This window comes from Pedobacter sp. GSP4, from assembly GCF_051857575.1.
Classification (GTDB): Bacteria; Bacteroidota; Bacteroidia; order Sphingobacteriales; family Sphingobacteriaceae; genus Pedobacter.
The window spans coordinates 1-17,895 of record NZ_JBPZIR010000010.1; the positions used below are offsets into that span (position 1 = coordinate 1).

Sequence of the window (17,895 nt, forward strand, 5' to 3'; positions counted from 1 at the left end):
GTCAGAAACAAAATAGCGCTCAGAGTTGCAGCAGTTATAAAAAACCAGGAGAGCTATAAAAACAATTATAATATAGCTGCTTAAAATTTGTTTTTATCATAACAATCATCTCGATCCGATAGCTATCGGATGAAACGCAGTGGAATGGAGAGATCTATTAGAAAAGATTTCTAGACTACGTTGCACCCGATAGCTATCGGGTTCGCTCGAAATGACGATCTCAGAGGACTATCATTCATATTGATTATTATGAAATAAATCACCCCTCAGGATTGACAATTTGCGAGGAAATGTTCTATCCAGATCACATTATTCACCTTTATCGCTGCAGCACCTTAGCTATTTCCTTTTCAATGGATTTAATCTCCTTTGGTTTGAGTTTTTTCGCAACATCGGTTTTAGCTTTTTTCGCTTCAGGATATTTAACCCCTACCCTTAAAGCTTTTAAGCCCGAAACGCCCTGCAATTCATCCAGTTCCAATTGTTCTAAATCATCATTCAAATACCCCTGCACCTGCATATATTGGATATACTCCATATATTCTTTGGCTTCTTCGGGGTTGAAATACACCATCGAAATTTTATGCGGCTGTGTTAAACGTTCGGTAGTACCTTTAATCAGCACCTTATCAATACGTTTTTTAACTACCTCGTAACGGATATTATATGCTCCTTCTACATCAAAACGGCGTTCATCGTTCCTAAAGCTAATATCTATCGCATTTGAGTGGATAAAAATCAACTGGGTGGTTTCCAATGCACGCGGCATTTCTGCAATTAAACCTTTTGATAAGCGTGCAATATCAACCATTGAAGTTAACTGCCACAAACGGATATTTTTTAAGTACAGTAAATCGAAAGGCCTATCTGGTGCAATTTCCTGTCCGATGTAAATATCGTACTCCACACCATCTGTTCTAAACTTAGCAAAATAGCATGGATATGATGCCTGGAGGTTGGCCTGCGATTTTTCTAAATACTGGCTTACTTCGGTATTAATTAACTGCATAGAAACCTCTAACTGCCTACGGTTGTCGAAAGCAGCGCCGGTTGCAGGAACAATTACTTCGAAATAACGGTCTACAAACTCAGCTGTTTTAGGATAATTTCCTTTGATAATGGATAAGAAAGGATAAACTTCCATTTCCAAAAATTCATTCAGCTTGTTTTCTTCATTCGAAGAAGCGAAATCGCCAATTCTTTTGATCCAGTCTTTACAGTTAAAAACCAGTTTATCAATCAGCTCTAAAGAAACATGCTTGCGGATGAGTTTTAATGTATCAATTAAAGTATTCAACTGAACGGTCATATCATCTTTTAAAGCCTTGTTACGCTCAATAGTTGAGTTACGGATATCAATGGCGCCAAATAGTGGGTACATGTGCTTAAAAGTAATCGTTTCGATTTCTTTTAGTTTATGGTAACCCTTGTTCTGTTGGATAAAATGCCAAACGGCCTCGTTAAATTTCCATTGAACCGAAGGTTGCAGGGCAGTAAATTTATCCATCAAAATTTCATCCATACGGGCATCAAACTCTTCAATGCTATATTGAAAAAGCTGCCCGATTAAAGGCATTGCCGGACGCAGCCTTGATAACAGTTTATCATCTACCTTTACTTCATCGTTAGAGTAAACTTCTAAAATACCCGCAAGCTGGTTGTTGTAATAAATAGGCAAAACCGAATATGAGCAAACCCCAGCGGCTTTTAATACCCGTAAAAATGGATCTTTTTGAATTTGATCGTCATTTATGGCGCTAACAAAAATAGCCCTCGGGTTTTCTTTATACTTATCAACCAGCGAGTAAAAAACCTCTTCTTCTAAATTGGAAGCCTTTGCCGAGTTGATGAGCATACTTTGAGAAAACTCCTGGTTATCGAAAACAAGTTTATTGTTAACGGTTAAAAAAGGCATTAAGCCAAATTCTATCTTTCCATTACCACTTAGCGTTTTTAAGGCATGGATTACATGCGCATAAGCTTCAGTTTGATAATTATGATCTACCAACGCATCGCGGATACCATCAATGGCATGCTGCAAGGTTACATCGGTGATCGAAATAATGCTAAACCCCTCAAAATGGAAATCTTTTAAAGGCAAATGTTCTACCAGGTATTCGAGTTCGGTTTCTTCCTGAAAATGTTTTCCAAGCGCCTCGAAATTTAACTCAGGCAAATCGCCCTTATGCATGATTTCTACAAATTTGGTATCCGTTTGGATGTTGTAGTACTGCGTAAGTTTTGTCTCATTGTTTACATGAGCATAAATGATTTCATTTTTAAGAACCGAGGTAAAATTGTAAAAACGGGCCAAAATAATATTGTAGATAAATTTCAGCTGTTTTTTCTCCACAGGCTCATTATCCTTTGTTACTTTATTTTTTGGATCATGATCCTTAAAGAACTGATAAAAGGCGTTGGTGCTGAAAAAAATCTGATCTGGGATCGGGGTACTTAAAGCCCAAAACAAATCATCTTCATTATCCATTAAAGGGGTTAAAATTGTAAAAATCAATTCTAACGTATCTTTATATTTCGACAGGTCTTCGGCGCTGATACCGCCTAGAAGCACATCGTCTTTTTCAATTTTTTGGAGCAAAAACCTGTAAAACTCTGATTTTACAGATTTCTCTGTTTTCAAACGGCCTTTTAAATACTCCACAAGGGGGCGAAAAGACAGACTTGATTCTACCTGGCAATGAATACATTCATTTTTATGTATCTGTATTACATTGGTGTTCATTGTATAAATTTGCTATAGTGTAAAAATTATAGTTATCTAATTCGTTACTAATTCATTGCAAAGATAAGCACTGCTCAAAGCAAGTTAGTCTGCTGAACGTAATACTTCGATCAAACATCTATCATTATGTTACACAAATTTAGTACCTAAAATTTAATGACACGTACGGATACCAGCCATCTGAGGAGTGTCCCATAACAAATCGTACAACTGTAAGTGATGCGGGAGCAAAATAAACCCCTCCTCCAACACCGTGGTGCCATGTTGTAGAGGCTTCGTCTCTTTTCCAAACCCTACCTACATCATAAAAACCAAGTAAGCCAACCTGTCCGGGTAAAACATAGCTAACCAGGTCGCCTAATTTGGCCCTCAGTTCTAAGTTATTGTAAAACATGTGCTCACCTGCAAACCTAAACTGGCGGTATCCGAGTAAATTTCCCTGTCCGCCAAGGTATAAGGCCTGATAAAAAGCTGGTTTACCAACTGTAACACCACCACCAAAACGGTCGGCCAGAATAAAGTTCTTTCTGCCATCGAGGTTTTTGTATAAAGCAATGCTTGCTGTAAACTGTGCGTACGAATTGGAATATTTGTTAACTCCCTTATAACCCAAAAGCTTAAAATCTACATAACTGCCCAATGTTGGCAACAGATCGTTATCGCGGGTATTGTTGGTAAAGTTTACAAATGCCCCAGCAAACATCTTTTCGTTGCGTACGGTTAAACTATCTGAAGAATGCAATTGGGATGGGTTTTCGATAAACCGCCCATCGTTATCTTCTTGGTTAAGTTTGTAATATTGATAAGATGGACCAACACTGAATGTAGATTTAGGGCGGCGCCAGCGTATAGCGGCATCAATCTGGTAAAGGTTAAAGCGTGCCCTGTAATAACTAATGTCATCTCCATGCTCATCAAAATGGGTATCGTTACCCAAGCCAAAGAAATTCTGTGTATTATTTGGTGCAAAAGCATCGGCTTTTAAAATAAAATCGCCTTTGCCCAGTGCTTTTAACCATTCGCCTTTATAGTTAAACCTAAAAGCTTTTGTAGAAAAAGAATGTAAAAACGAAACAGTTTGGGCATTGCCATATGGCTGTTTCCTAAAACCCGGATTTGTTTGCTTGTAAATAAGCCCCAACAAAATACCATCATCATTATTAAAACCGGCATTTAACAACCAGCTATTTCTGCGGTACATATCTTTAGGGATATAGCTAAAATTAGCGGTATCGTTCGAAATTATTTTCCTGATTTTATCTGCATCTTCACCATTGTAAGTGGCTTTATCGGTTCTGCCATATAATTTTACTGAACCGTTGCTATTGGCAAAATCGTATACTTTGTTTCCCTTACCGCCAATAATCCTTAATTTGATATTGGAATTTTTGTTGTTCAAAATCAAACTGTCGTTACCGTTGTGCATGTACACGCGGATTTCTTTGGTTACCTTCGGATCAAAAACCCGGTTAAAGAGTTCATCTTTAATATTACCTTCTTTCGATATTTTATTGATTTTAACGGCCAATCCCTTTTCGGGTGCATCGGTAATCTGGATCAGTTCGTTTTTATTCGTCACCTCTATATCCACAATCCGGTTAAAGAAATGGTAATATTGGTTCATTAATTTAGGCAGCGTAGCAATCCTGTTGCGCAACTGTGCTAAAAAAGCATCGTGGTGAAGCGAATAACTGGGCTCAGGAAGTTTTTTGAGTGCTTTTTCAAAAACGGCATCGTTATAGTTGGCACAAAAATCTTTTACAATTTTATCAAACTCTGCTTCGCTGATATCGGCTGTCCAACGGCTGCTGATCTCTCTTCCCTCCCACAAAAACCAGTTAATGTTCTTTATTCCACGTTCATAGCCCTGCATCATCGGCAGCAAAGAAGAAGATTGTGTGTAACGCTGCAGGAAACCATCCGACCTGAAGAACACCTGATCACGGTCGCGCGGAACGGGCGAGTAAAGCGATCCCTCTTTGGTTTTGGTTTCTTTCCAACGCCATTGGTCCTCATGCCTATCCCAATCGCCCAGCAGCACATCGAAGGCCCTGGCTTTAACCCAGGCTGGCCCATCTAACCTATTGTCGTTATCGTCGGTTAGTTTTTTATCCATTTTTGGCGAACTATCCGATTCTCCAACAGGTTCACGTTCTTCGAAAAGACATAAGGTATTGGCAAAAGCAGGCTCAAATTCGCCTAAATTATCATCTGGCGAAACCCATCCAATAATTGGTGTACTGTGCGGAATTCCGGAAGCCTTGGCCAGATCAGGCACAACCAGCGCCGAGAATGGGTGCTGTGCCGACATGTTATCTTTAATTACATCTTTGGCGAAAGTTTCGCGAAGGGCCGGTGGCAAAAGTACTTCAGGATATTTTTCTACACTGCGCAGTACGTATTCTTTACCGTTTTTATCTTCTAAACGCAATGAGCGCGATTGATTCCCGCCTCCACGTTGCGTAGCTTTTAGGCCACCCATCATTTTAGAAACCCGCAGCACCGGAACTTTTGTTCTTTCGGCATATTCTTTACGGTAGTTTTCGCCAAAAACGTAACGGTGAAAACGGCCAACACTGTCGTACTCTGGTTTTATCCGCACAAAAATACTGTCGGCAGTAATGGGTTTATCCCTGTTTCTAACTTTTTGGGGTATGGTTTCGAACTTTTTGGTGTAACTATAAACCCGCTTCACGCTGGTATCCGAATAAATATAGTATTCGTAGCGCATATCGTTATTTTTAAGCTGATCGGCTACTACATAACCTTGCTGCATTTCGTGAAACAGCGAGGTTTTACCTTCTTTATTTGGGGATACTTTTGAACCTGAGCCACTGATAATCTGTAACTGCTTTCCTTTAATTAACTGTAGGCCATGCTCGTGGCCCGCCACATAAGTTACATTGGGATAATCGCCAAACACACCTGTTATCGATTTGATCATGTCCTTATATGCGGGATGATTTAAATCTTCGGGACTTAACAGTGTTGAACGCAATAAGGGGTAAACAGAGCCCAGCACCGGCAAAGGGATATATAGGTTTTTATCTAGCGATGTTAATGGAAAAATATGGTTGCGCAAATTGAAATACCCACCATGCGGACCATAACTTTGAAATGGATGATGTGAAGCCAAAAGGATCATTTTATCCTTATTTTCTTCGAGCAGTTGCTCCATTTTAACTAAAACCTCATCTTTTGTGCGGCACTCGCACTCGCCATTCGGATTGGATTTATTATATGGAAAAAGCCACCATTCGCTATCGTAGGCAATGATGGTAAGTTTATCGGTAAGTTTAATGGCCACTGGATCAGGACATCCGTTTTCTGGCACCAACTTTAACAGAGGATCGTTTTGTGCTTTAAGGTAGTCATCCTGAGCTTTGATTTTGGCCAAGCCTTTGGGCCCTGATTTATCCCAATCGTGGTTGCCGGGAACAAAGTAAACAGAAGCCCCCATTTTGCGCATCGGCTCAAATTGCGAGCGTAAAATCTTTTTGGTTTCTTCTTCCTCAGCGCTGCCTGGGAGGCCCATACCTGTTGGATAAATATTATCGCCAAGGTAAACCACTGTAGTTTTTTTGGGAAGGATCTGTTTGGCGGCATTTTTTAAATCCTGCATCTGGGCGGGATTCATTTCCCCGGCATCGCCAAAAAGGATTACCCGGTATTTTACATCATCCTGTGCCAGGGCAATGAAATTAATTAAAAATAAGATTGAAAAAAGGGTAAATCTTTTAATCATAGCCCTGCGTTTGTATAAAGATAGTTATTTTAAGATGTAATTTAATTTTGATATTGCTATGAGTTAAAGCATAAATATTATCCTCAACATTAAGAAATTAAGGTTATTAAGTTGCTAACTTTAATCGTTAAGCATCAACAGCTTTTACTATGTTAATGCCTTAATGGTAACGTTTGACCTTCATTATTACTTATTTAACATTAAGAAATTAAGGTTATTAAGTTGCTAACTTTAATCGTTAAGCATCAACAGCTTTTAGTATGTTAGTGCCTTAATGGTAACGTTTGACCTTCATTATTACTTATTTAACATCAAGAAATTAAGGTTATTAAGTTGCTAACTTTAATCGTTAAGCATCAACAGCTTTTAGTATGTTAGTGCCTTAATGGCAAAGTTTGACCTTCATTATTGCTTATTTAACATTAAGAAATTAAGGTTATTAAGTTGCTAACTTTAATCATTAAACACTAAAAACATTAACTATCTTAATGCCTTAAGGTAACATTTGCCAACCATTATTACTTATTTAACATTAAGAAATTAAGGCCTTAAGCAGCTAACTTTAATCGTTAAGCATCAAAAACCTTAACTATATTAATGCCTGAATGGTTACGTTTGCCCACCATTATTACTTATTTAACATTAAGAAATTGGGGGCATTAAGTTGCTAACTTTAATTGTTATGCATTAACAACCTTTACTATCTTAATTGTTTAATTATTTTTTCAGTTTAAACATTAATATATTTCCTGCGGATAGCGTACCGCCTTCGTTAGAAATGTACAGGTTTTGATCGCGGTCGAATGCGATACCCTCTGGCTGATTAAAAAATGATCCTTTTAATGGGTAAGTAGCCTTAGGTTTAAAATTAGCGTCGGTTATAACCAAAAGTTTATTTACCGATGAAAGCACATACCACTCGTTGGTAGCCGGATTTTTTGCCAATGCTGATGGGCGGAACTTCATTTTAGATTCTCCAGATAAAGCTGCAATTTCTTTGTCTGCAAGGTTAAATTCGCCACTTGGGGTAAATTTACCACCAGCATATTTAAATGCATAAATAGGCGTCTGTCCGCTTTTGTTTTTCTTGATTTCTTTGGTTAAAACATATACCAAACCACTTTTTTCATCAGCAGCAAGTCCTTCGTATTCGGCTTTTGGAACCAGGTCTTTCGTTTTTACCACATTTGCTACTTCAGGCTTGGCAATTTCAGCAATTGGGAAACTGTGCAGTTCTCCATTACTTTTTAAAACAATTACATCATTGTTCAGGATGGCTACATCTTCATAATCACCCTTACCGCCAAATTTGGTAAACTTTGATTGTTTATCGGTTAGTCCCAAATGAAACAAATCTCCATCTTCATCCTGAATGGCAAACACTTCTTTAGGATCTCCGTTATGAAATACGATCCCCGAAATTTCAAAAAGGTTTTGAGGCATATTGTATTTTACCGGATTGGCTAAATCGTAAGGAAGATCTATTTTTTTCTCTTCGCCTGCTGGAGTGGTTTCTGTACTGGCAGCCTGTTTATCATTGCGCGAGCCATTTACACACGATATACCTAAAAAAGCAACTGCAGCCAATAAGCCTGAGGCGAAAAAAGTTCTCTTATATTTCATGGTGATTATTTTATTTTTTGTTTTTTAATAATTGATAAATACCCTCTTGAGAAGCAATTGGAGGCCCTGTAATTTCGACGGGTACATTATCCATATGCTCATCAATACAAACAGCCTGCACATTATCTTGTTTTTGGATGGCAATAATATCGAGTATTTCCTGCTTAATTTCCTCATTATAGATCGGGAAGCATACTTCAATCCGACGGTAAATATTGCGGTTCATCCAGTCTGCCGAGCCCAGGTAAACGTCGTTTTTGCCTAAATTATGGAAGATAAAAATACGGCCATGCTCTAAATAACGGTCTACAATCCGTGTAATTTTAATATTGTCGCTCATGCCTTCTACACCCGGAACCAAGCGGCAGATGCTGCGCACAATCAAATCGATTTTAACGCCGGCCACCGAAGCCTCGTAAAGTTTATTGATGAGCACCTTTTCTTCAAGGTTGTTCATTTTAATCGTAATCGAAGCCGGCTTACCCTGTTTGGCGTGTTCAATTTCCCGATCTATCAAGTTAAGAAAAACCTGCTGCAAATTGAACTGTGCAACAAGTAAATGCTCAAACTTAATCAGATCAGACGAACTTGGCTTCACCCTCTTGGCCAAAAAGATAAAAAGCAATTCTACCTCACGCAGCATTTCCTTATTGGCCGTCATTAAAATATGATCGGTATAAAACGCTGCTGTACTTTCGTTAAAGTTACCGGTAGAGAACAGGCCCGAATAACGCATCCGGTCTCCTACCTGGCGTTTAACCAGGGCCACTTTGGCATGTACTTTTAAAGCTGTTACGCTATAAATAATATCGATGCCAACTTCTTTCATTTTTTTGGCCCATTTGATGTTGTTGGCTTCGTCGAAACGGGCTTTAAGTTCAACCAGAACCGTTACTTTTTTACCGTTTTTAGCGGCACTGATCAGGGCGTTTACAATTTTCGAATCGCTGGCTACGCGGTACAGGGTAATGTAGATTTCCCTGACATCGGCATCTATCGCGGCTTCGTTAAAAAAACGCAGGATGCTATCGTAACTTTGATATGGAGTATGTACAATAATATCGTTCTTATAGATGGCTTCGGTTAAAGAACCCTCAATTACATCGGTATTGCACAATTTGGGCCAGTTCTGGTTGGATAATTTGGGTATGTTAACTGGAAAAGCCATAAAATCTTTTAGGTTGTGGTATTGCCCGCCTGCTATCCGATTGGCTTTTTTTAAGTTGAATACTTTTTTTAACAGCTCGAAAACATTTGCCGGGATACCGGGCTGATGAAGAAAACGGGTGGCGAAACCTAGATCGCGCTTTAAAAGCTGTTTTTCCAGCTGCTCGGATAAACTGCCTGAATATTCGTCTTTCAGATCAATTTCAGCATCGCGGGTTACCTTAAAGCTAAAACAACCCGTAATTTCTGCACCCGGAAAAATCTTATCCAAGTGGAAACGGACAATATCATCCAGAAAAACTATAAAGGTTTCCTGATCTGTTTCTACCTTATAAAAACGGGGCAACTGGTTTGATGGAATATTTAAAACCACCGTTTCATCTTCCCCATCTTTCCGGAATGTTACCAGAAAGTAGAGTTCGTTGTTGGAAGGAAAAAAATCGGTATCAGTATTGATATAAACCGGCTGCAGAAAAGCCATTACCTGACTTAAAAAATAACGGCTTAGGCTTTTTTTTATTTCACCGGGAAATGGCTGCCCATAAATCAAATTGATCTTATTTTCTTTCAACTGTGGTATCAGGCTTTCTTTTAGCACTTTGCCATACCGCTGTTGCTGGTCGGAAATGAGCTGATTGGCGGTACTCAGTAAATTTTCATCGAACTGGATATCGTTGTCTTCTTTATTGCTCAATTTCTGTAAAGCCAGCAGTACAGGCATTCTTACGCGGTAAAATTCGTCCAGATTAGAAGAAAATATGGATAAAAACTTAATGCGCTCTAGCAATGGAACGGTATTTCGCTCGGCCTCCATTAAAATACGCTCGTTAAATTTTAACCAGCTTAAATCTCTGTTGAAAAAAGATGTTTCAATCATTTTCTCCATTAAAGTTTCCCGTAAGCTGCGTAAGCAATAACAAAAGCAAATACTGCGGCAATTAAACCCCACATAAATATGTTATAGGCCAGGCGGATAAGTTTATATTTACGGCCCAGCACAACACCCTGCGAGTATACATCGGTAATTAATGTTCCGTACAAAAAGTCTTTATCGTTCATCACCTTAATCATACCATCGGTATAACTTGGAAGGCTCATTTTATAAAAATTACCAAAAAACAGCAGGTTTACTTTCTTTTTGTCCATGTCTTCCTGTGTAAATTCTCCTTTGGGGATGGATGGACGGGTAGATAAGATAGAAACCACCACACAGGTTAAACTTACCAATAGCAAAATAAAGGTTGGAATAATCAGGTTGCCATGATCTTCGAGCCTTCTTAGCAATAAACTCACAATCAAAGAAAGCATAATCGAATTTACCGTAATCAGAATGTGTGCCTTGTTATCGGCCATATCACTCAAACGCTGGTTATTTGCCGAGGTAATGCGGAACATTGTTTCGATCCCTTTATCTGGCCGGTCGTCTTTATCTTTTTTCTTTTTATCCTGAATAATCTGAGGGGCAAAGTTTTTAGGCTGGGCAAGTTCGGCACTGATTTCTTCCTGGGCGGTGAGCTTGCTTTTAAGCTTTTCGATATTTTTCTGTTTCTGATCGCTTAACAGCAGATTGGCATAATCGGTAAGGTAATGGTGCGATTCCATAAACTGGATATCTTTTTGGCGCCATTCGGTTTTGCCAATGTCCTTTTTGTAGATAAGCTCTACTTCCTTGTGCATCAGTTTGCCCTTTTTCCGGAAATCTGGCAATCCCAGGTGAAAAAGATCTGCATCGCATAAAATCTTATCGATTTCATTTTTGGGCTGTTGTGGAATTTTAGTGGCCAGTATTGCACTTTTAACCCCATCGCGTACTTCTTGGCTAACCTGGTGTTTCTCCAGAAAATGATCGGCCATTTCAGCTCCTTTTGCCTCATGGTTCAGCGCATCTTCAAAATAACCCGTATCGTGGAAATAAGCGGCAACCGTTACGGTAAAAAAATCCTGCTCGTTTAACTGATAGTGGTTGGCAATCTGCTGTGCGGCATTAACAACTTCTTGCGTATGCTCTAGGTTATGGTATACCAACCTGGGGTCGTTATGGGTGTGGAAGTAATGGTCAACATGTTTTGCTGCATCTTCCTGCAATTGTTTATAATTCATGAGCGTATATGGCCTGGGGTAACTTATGGTTTTGACGGAAATGCATTTTCTTTAAATCTTTTAAAACTAAAATTGTTTCGCTTTTTTTATGATTATAAAATTACGCTAATTTTAACAAAAACAATGTCGCAAGGCCTTAAACAATAATAATGCCTGTTTTATTTTTTACAAAGAGATTTTACTCAGTTAGCCTATTGGTTCATCTTCCATAATTTTTTAGTTAAGCAAACCTGCATTTTATTAGCGAACTTACCCTTGCCTGCCGCCATACAAAACCACCGTACCTACATCAATAACTTAATAGCAATCAACATTTTACGCGTACAAAGTTTTGTACTGTTTTTGTACTTTGGCTAAAAGTGATTTTAAATGTTTTGGGATAATTTTACGGTTGATAAAAATTGTATTTTCGATTGGAAAATTGATGAAGCGACCTTAAAATAAATTGAGGTTTTGCTATTGACCCCGAAATACCGTAAACCTTACGACCAGAATTGACTAAATGAAAAGAAAATCTACCGCCCTGCTTCTGCTTAGCTTAACTGCCAGCCTAAATGTACTGGCTCAAAAAACAATAGAAATTGTCACTAAAAACAATGTATTGATTTTAGAAACAGATCGCGATAACACATTACTATCTACTTATATTGGTAAAAAGCTGGCAAACAACAATGAATATCCGAGTATACAGGCCTTGGATAAATACAAACCGGGATCGGACGATTTATTGAACAAAAGAGAGGCCTATATTGCTTCTGGCTCCCTTAACCTATTAGAGCCTGCATTAACCGTTACGCATGCCGATGGAAACAAATCGACTGTTTTAACCTTTAGCGATGTAAAAACGGAGCAGCTTGATCAAAACCGGAAACTTACCAGTGTGATCTTAAAAGATTTGAAATATAATTTCCAGGTTACGCTTAAATACCTAGCCTACTTTAATGAAAATGTAATTGAACAATGGGCCGAAGTTGTACATCAGGAAAAAGGTGCGGTTGTATTAAACAAATATGCCTCTGCCAACCTTACGTTGAGCGGCAAAAAATTCTTCCTTAAAAACCAGTACAGTGGTGCTACACGCGAAATGAGATCAGAAGAGCAGCAGTTGCTGCATGGCATAAGAACCATCGATTCGAAGCTTGGAACGAGAACAAACCTTTTGCATTCTTCATCATTTATGGTATCGATAGATCAACCTGCCACTGAAGATGCGGGCGAAGTAATTGCAGGTTCCTTAGCCTGGACCGGAAACTTTAAACTGGACTTTGAAACTTTTGACGAATATTACCTTAGGATAACGGCAGGTATCAATAACTTTTCTTCAAACTATACCTTAAAGGCTGGAGAAAATTTTGTTACCCCACGTTTTGTGTACACCTATTCAAGCGAAGGTAAGGGTTTAGCGAGTAGAAACCTACAAAACTGGGCCAGAAACTATCAGCTGCTAGATGGAAAAGGAGAAAGACTAACCATTTTAAACAACTGGGAAACTACTTATTTTGATTTTAATGATGAGAAACTAAACGAACTGACCAAAGACACCAAAAAACTTGGCGTTGATGTATTTTTACTGGATGATGGCTGGTTTGGCAATAAATACCCGCGAAATGGATCAACATCGGGTTTAGGCGACTGGCAGTTTAACAAACAAAAGCTCAAAAATGGAATTAGCGCATTAGGCAAAGAAGCCACAGCCAACGGTGTTAAATTTGGCATCTGGATAGAGCCAGAAATGGTTAACCCCAAAAGCGAGCTTTACGAAAACCATCCCGATTGGATTATCAGGCAGCCAGAAAGAAAAGAATATTACATGCGCAACCAATTGGTGCTGGATTTAACCAACCCAAAGGTTCAGGATTTTATTTACAAAACCGTTGATGATATTTTTAAAGAAGTACCGGAAGTGGCCTTTATTAAGTGGGACTGCAACTCGTTAATATACAATGCCAATTCGCCCACTTTAAAAAATCAGGATCATTTTTATATCGAATACATCAGGGGTTTAAACAGTGTACTGGAACGCATTAGAAAAAAATATCCTAAAATACCGATGATGCTCTGCGCCGGTGGCGGATCGAGGGTAGATTATGCTGCCCTAAAATATTTTACCGAGTTTTGGCCAAGTGATAACACCAATCCTTACGACCGGATTTTTATCCAGTGGGAATATTCTTACTACTTCCCTTCTGTTGCGGTAGATAACCACATTACCGATATGGGCAAGCAACCCATTAAGTTTAAAACAGACGTAGCCATGATGGGAAAATTGGGTTATGATGTGCGTGTAAATGAACTGAGCAAAAACGACCTGCTTTTTAGCCAGAATGCGGTTAAAACCTATAACAGCTTTAAAGATATTGTTTGGCATGGTCAGCAATACCGCTTACAAGACCCATACGAGAACAAAATAGCAGCTATTGCCTACGTAAACGATGCAAAAACGGAGGCCGTTGTATTTAATTATTATGTAGCAACCCTTTTTACCAATGGCGTAATACTGCCCATTAAACTGAAAGGATTAGCTGCTGAGAAAAAATACAAAATAGAAGAGATTAACCTGTATCCGGGTACAAAATCGCCGGTTGACAGTACAAAAATTTACTCAGGCGATTTTTTAATGAAGGTGGGATTTAACCCTGAGGCCAATGCCTACAGAACCAGCGTGGTATTAAAAATTACAGCCCTTTAACTGCTAATCAAGGTGGCATTAAAATTATTGTGACCGGTATTAAAAAGTTTCGTTGGTAGCTAGATCGTACAGCTTTGGCGAAACAGCTTTACCTATGCCGCTGAACAAAATTTTAATGCCCATTATCCTGCCAATAGATTGCTTGTAGCTGGTAGATAAAACACTTTTACCGTTAAGGATAACTGTAGCTTTTTTGTTGGCCACATTAATTTTAATGTCTCCACCATTAACAGGATCGAAGGCCAGGTTGCCTAAAAACTGGTCGGCCCCTACCACTCTTTTCTCCGAAAATTTATACTGCGAAAAAGCTACACAGCTGCTTCTGTTTAGGGTTAATAAATGGCGGTGTTTTTCGCCTAAAATAATGATAGTTGTTTCTACACATTGTGTGCCAGGCCTACTCTGTTCGGCAAATACCCTACAGCTGAAAGAAAAATTATCGCCACTGATATATGAGGGTTTAATGTTGCTAAAACCGACTAAAAAGGGTTTATGTATAGCAAGGCCCGCCGAATCTAGCTGCGTTTCGGAAACATAAATATTTTTCGGGTTTAAGGGTTTGAGGCCCGCAATGGGAAATGCCCTTGAGGTATCGTTGCCCGAATTGGCTACCCATCCTTTTGTTTGCATGTACACGGCAACGGTATCGATAGGGATATTTTTATACAGCAGCGTGGCATACACCACACCAGGATTTCTAAAAAATTTGGCCACTTCTTTTGTACCACTAATGGGTGTTTTTAATGCCTCATCCATAAAATCGATCTGAAATGCGGCGTCATCCAACGGTTTTTTAGATTTAAGTTTAAACACCGCAGTGTGCGGAACGCTGCCAAAAGGGTTTTCGCAGACCAGTTCCGTTTGTCTTGCTACATCGCCAGAATTTTGCCACAACAGAACCGAAGCGGTTAAAACCGATAAGAGAACGGCCAAACCCATCCAGTAAAAAATGCTTTTGTTAAATTTCGGCTGTGCAATTGGCGCAGTGATTTTGCCTTGTGGATTTACCTTAACCATTTTTGCAGATGTACTAACGAGTTCAAATTCCTGCCAATCGCGATAACCTATAAATTGTGCAAGGGCATCCCTGGTTGCTTTTTGTGGGAAATAGCGCTCTGGGGTTTTCAATTGCCCAAAAAGCCTTTTAAGCGTATTTACGCTCAGGTATACTTTAGTTTGTTTACCCAGCATACTGCTCAAAGTATTGTAATCAGCCAACCGCCAATCTTCAATGGCCTTATTCCCCATCTTCTCTATTATTTTCTGACAACAGCTATCCAGTGCATCAAAAGCTGGCTGATTATGAGGTGGTAAATCAAGGGTATCCATTCAGGTATTTTCAACAATAAGGCAATTAACAGCAATAGGCACAGTTTTTAAATAACTTAAAACCAAATACCTCTATTTACAAACATATAAAATAAGCCATAAAGTCGGGTAATTAGCTTTAACCAAGTTCTTATTTATGAAAAAAAAGCTTCTCCCTATAAAAAAAGGTATTGGCGGAATGCTAAAACCAATAAGCATAATGCTTTAAGATTCCCGTACGCGGGAATGACGCCTAATGATGCGCTGAGTAATTAATCCTGTGTTTTGGTTAACCATTTAAAAGCATGAGCTTCCTTTAGTTAAAAAACATTTCCTCGAAACCTTACTGTGCCAGCGCCATCCTGAACGCTTTAGGGCTCACTCCGCGCTGGGTTTTAAAAAACTTGTTTAAGTGGCTTTCATCGGTAAAGCCCAGCTCCGTTACAATTTCATTGATCCGTTTGTCGCTATGTTTTAACCTGTGCTCAACCAGCGAAGCTTTGTAATGGTTAACGTACGATTGCATGGTTTCGCCACAGTGCTTTTTAAAATATTTCCCCAAATAGTTATCCGAAATACCAAAATGTTTGGATATAGCCTCGGCCCTTATTTTTTCGGGTTCGTAAATATTGGCCTGGATATAATTGATGATGTCTACAATTTTTTCTTCGGATGTCGCTTCCAGATCTTGAGGGAGATATTTGGCAATATTACGTGCTACAATTACAATCAGGGTATTTACCAATTGCTCCGTAATTTCACGGTTATACACATCGCGGTTTACTGCTTCCCTTATCAAACCTTCAATCATGGGGCGGACCAGTTTTTTATCGCTCTGGTTCTTTAAAATGCAGCCTGGTTTATGGTTGGCATTTTGCAGGATAAATTCCAACCGTTTGATATTTTCGTTGGTCAACCCATTTTTTTCCAAATAGATATTATTAAAACGCAGGAAGAAAAAATGAGTGGTGCTGGTAATACTAATCTTACTGCAATCTTGTGGGGTGAGCAAAAACATATGGTTCTCGCCATAATTGAATGTAGAAGTATTAATGCACTGTGTGCCGGTGCCAGATAAAATAAATACCAGTTCGAAAAAGTTTTTCTTGCCCCCTCCCTCTGGAAATACATCCAAGGTCTCAAAATGAATGCTATAAGGCTCGTACAATTGATGTTTTAACATAAAGCAAATATATACACTATTATAGCAACCATATACAAATAAGCAATCAAAATACTGTATAATTTTGCTATAGCAAATAAAAATAATTAACACACAGCTATACGCCTCAACAAAACACAAGAGAATGAAAAAACAATTTATCCACCAGGTATTATTCTGGACAAAAAACGAAGCGGATACCGTAGCACTGATAAAAGGGCTTGAAAGCCTGAAAGCAATACAGGGCATTAATACTTTTTTAATTGGAAAACCGGCCAACAACAGCCATAAATTCGAAATGGTTGATAACAGCTACCAAGTGGCATTGCTGATCGGCTTTAACGCTGAGGTACACCGCGACCAATATGAAACCGATCCCATCCACACCAAATTAATAGCCGATTTCCATCTGCTTTGGGAGAAAGTTGTGGTATACGATTTTACAAACTAAGGCACTGTTTTTGTATTACGCGGCCGAAACCCAAACAACATTTAAAAACTAAAAACATGGATTTAAAACTTCAAGAAAAAACAGCATTTGTAAGTGGCTCTACTGCCGGTATCGGTTACGCTACGGCCAAAAGATTTTTAACCGAGGGAGCTACCGTTATTATTAATGGCAGAACACAGGAAAGTGTAGATAAAGCCGTTGGCGAGTTAAAAACAGAAACGGGTAGCCAAAAGGTAAGTGGAATTGCTGCCGATTTTTCGAATACCGATGAGGTTAACCAACTCATTGATAAATTGCCCGAACTCGATATCCTGATCAATAATGCGGGTATTTTTGAACCCAAGCCCTTCGAAGAAATAACGGATGAGGAATGGTTCCACTTTTTTAATGTTAATGTAATGAGCGGCATTAGACTGGCCAGACACTTTTTCCCTAAAATGCTGCAAAAAAACTGGGGCCGTATCATATTCATTTCCAGCGAATCGGGCGCCATTATCCCTACAGAAATGATCCATTATGGCGTAACCAAAACTGCTCAGATAGCTGTATCCAGAGGAATGGCCGAGCTTACCAAAGGTACTGGTGTAACGGTAAATGCAGTACTGCCCGGCCCAACCAAATCAAAAGGTGTAGGCCAGTTTATAAAAGATCTATCTACCAGCAACAATGTAAGCGAAGAAGATGTAGAACGCGATTTTTTTGTAACCGGACGTCCATCATCACTGATACAACGCTTTGCACAGACTGAAGAAATAGCCAATACGATTGTATATTTTTCAAGCCCGCTGGCTGCAGCTACCAATGGTGCGGCCATCCGTGCCGAAGGCGGTATTGTGCAGAGTATTTTATAAGCTATTCAAGATCAACAGAAATAAAAATCTGTGGCTAGGAATTAAACATTTTAGCC

At 39.1% G+C, this 17,895-nt stretch carries 10 protein-coding genes; 3 read left to right on the forward strand and 7 right to left on the reverse strand.

Going from position 1 to position 17,895, the window contains the following annotated elements; translation table 11 throughout:
- Positions 1-319: 319 nt before the first annotated feature.
- From ACS5PU_RS20675 to ACS5PU_RS20695, 5 genes are all read right to left on the reverse strand, one after another.
- Positions 320-2,641: a GAF domain-containing protein gene (locus ACS5PU_RS20675; RefSeq protein ID WP_439461067.1), complete on the reverse strand. Its 2,322-nt coding sequence runs from the start codon at positions 2,639-2,641 to the stop codon at positions 320-322.
- 241 nt (positions 2,642-2,882) lie between these two features.
- The gene (locus ACS5PU_RS20680) at positions 2,883-6,488 is read right to left on the reverse strand and encodes a BamA/TamA family outer membrane protein (protein ID WP_439461068.1); all 3,606 of its coding nucleotides are present in this window, start codon (positions 6,486-6,488) and stop codon (positions 2,883-2,885) included.
- Positions 6,489-7,205: 717 nt separating this feature from the next.
- Complete coding sequence (locus tag ACS5PU_RS20685) at positions 7,206-8,111, reverse strand: SdiA-regulated domain-containing protein (RefSeq protein WP_439461069.1); 906 nt, start codon at positions 8,109-8,111, stop codon at positions 7,206-7,208.
- A gap of 10 nt (positions 8,112-8,121) precedes the next feature.
- Entirely contained in the window at positions 8,122-10,155 is a 2,034-nt protein-coding gene (gene ppk1 / locus ACS5PU_RS20690) for a polyphosphate kinase 1 (RefSeq protein WP_439461070.1), read from the reverse strand.
- An 8-nt stretch (positions 10,156-10,163) separates the two neighbouring features.
- Entirely contained in the window at positions 10,164-11,378 is a 1,215-nt protein-coding gene (locus ACS5PU_RS20695; protein WP_439461071.1) for a Pycsar system effector family protein, read from the reverse strand.
- Positions 11,379-11,880: 502 nt separating this feature from the next.
- Here ACS5PU_RS20695 and ACS5PU_RS20700 point away from each other — a divergent pair.
- Entirely contained in the window at positions 11,881-14,067 is a 2,187-nt protein-coding gene (locus ACS5PU_RS20700) for an alpha-galactosidase (protein ID WP_439461072.1), read from the forward strand.
- Between the two features lie 39 nt (positions 14,068-14,106).
- Here the strand turns inward: ACS5PU_RS20700 and ACS5PU_RS20705 are convergent, their stop codons facing one another.
- Both ACS5PU_RS20705 and ACS5PU_RS20710 read right to left on the reverse strand, forming a co-directional pair.
- A complete protein-coding gene (locus tag ACS5PU_RS20705; protein WP_439461073.1) occupies positions 14,107-15,396 on the reverse strand; it encodes a hypothetical protein in 1,290 nt (429 codons plus the stop codon).
- A 322-nt stretch (positions 15,397-15,718) separates the two neighbouring features.
- On the reverse strand, positions 15,719-16,558 hold the full coding sequence (locus tag ACS5PU_RS20710) for an AraC family transcriptional regulator (RefSeq protein WP_439461074.1): 840 nt from the start codon (positions 16,556-16,558) through the stop codon (positions 15,719-15,721).
- A 124-nt stretch (positions 16,559-16,682) separates the two neighbouring features.
- Here ACS5PU_RS20710 and ACS5PU_RS20715 point away from each other — a divergent pair, with 124 nt between their 5' ends.
- Entirely contained in the window at positions 16,683-16,988 is a 306-nt protein-coding gene (locus ACS5PU_RS20715) for a Dabb family protein (RefSeq protein ID WP_439461075.1), read from the forward strand.
- A gap of 56 nt (positions 16,989-17,044) precedes the next feature.
- Positions 17,045-17,839 carry an SDR family NAD(P)-dependent oxidoreductase gene (locus tag ACS5PU_RS20720; protein WP_439461076.1) on the forward strand — a complete coding sequence of 265 codons (795 nt, stop codon included), beginning with the start codon at positions 17,045-17,047 and terminating at the stop codon, positions 17,837-17,839.
- Positions 17,840-17,895 lie beyond the last annotated feature (56 nt).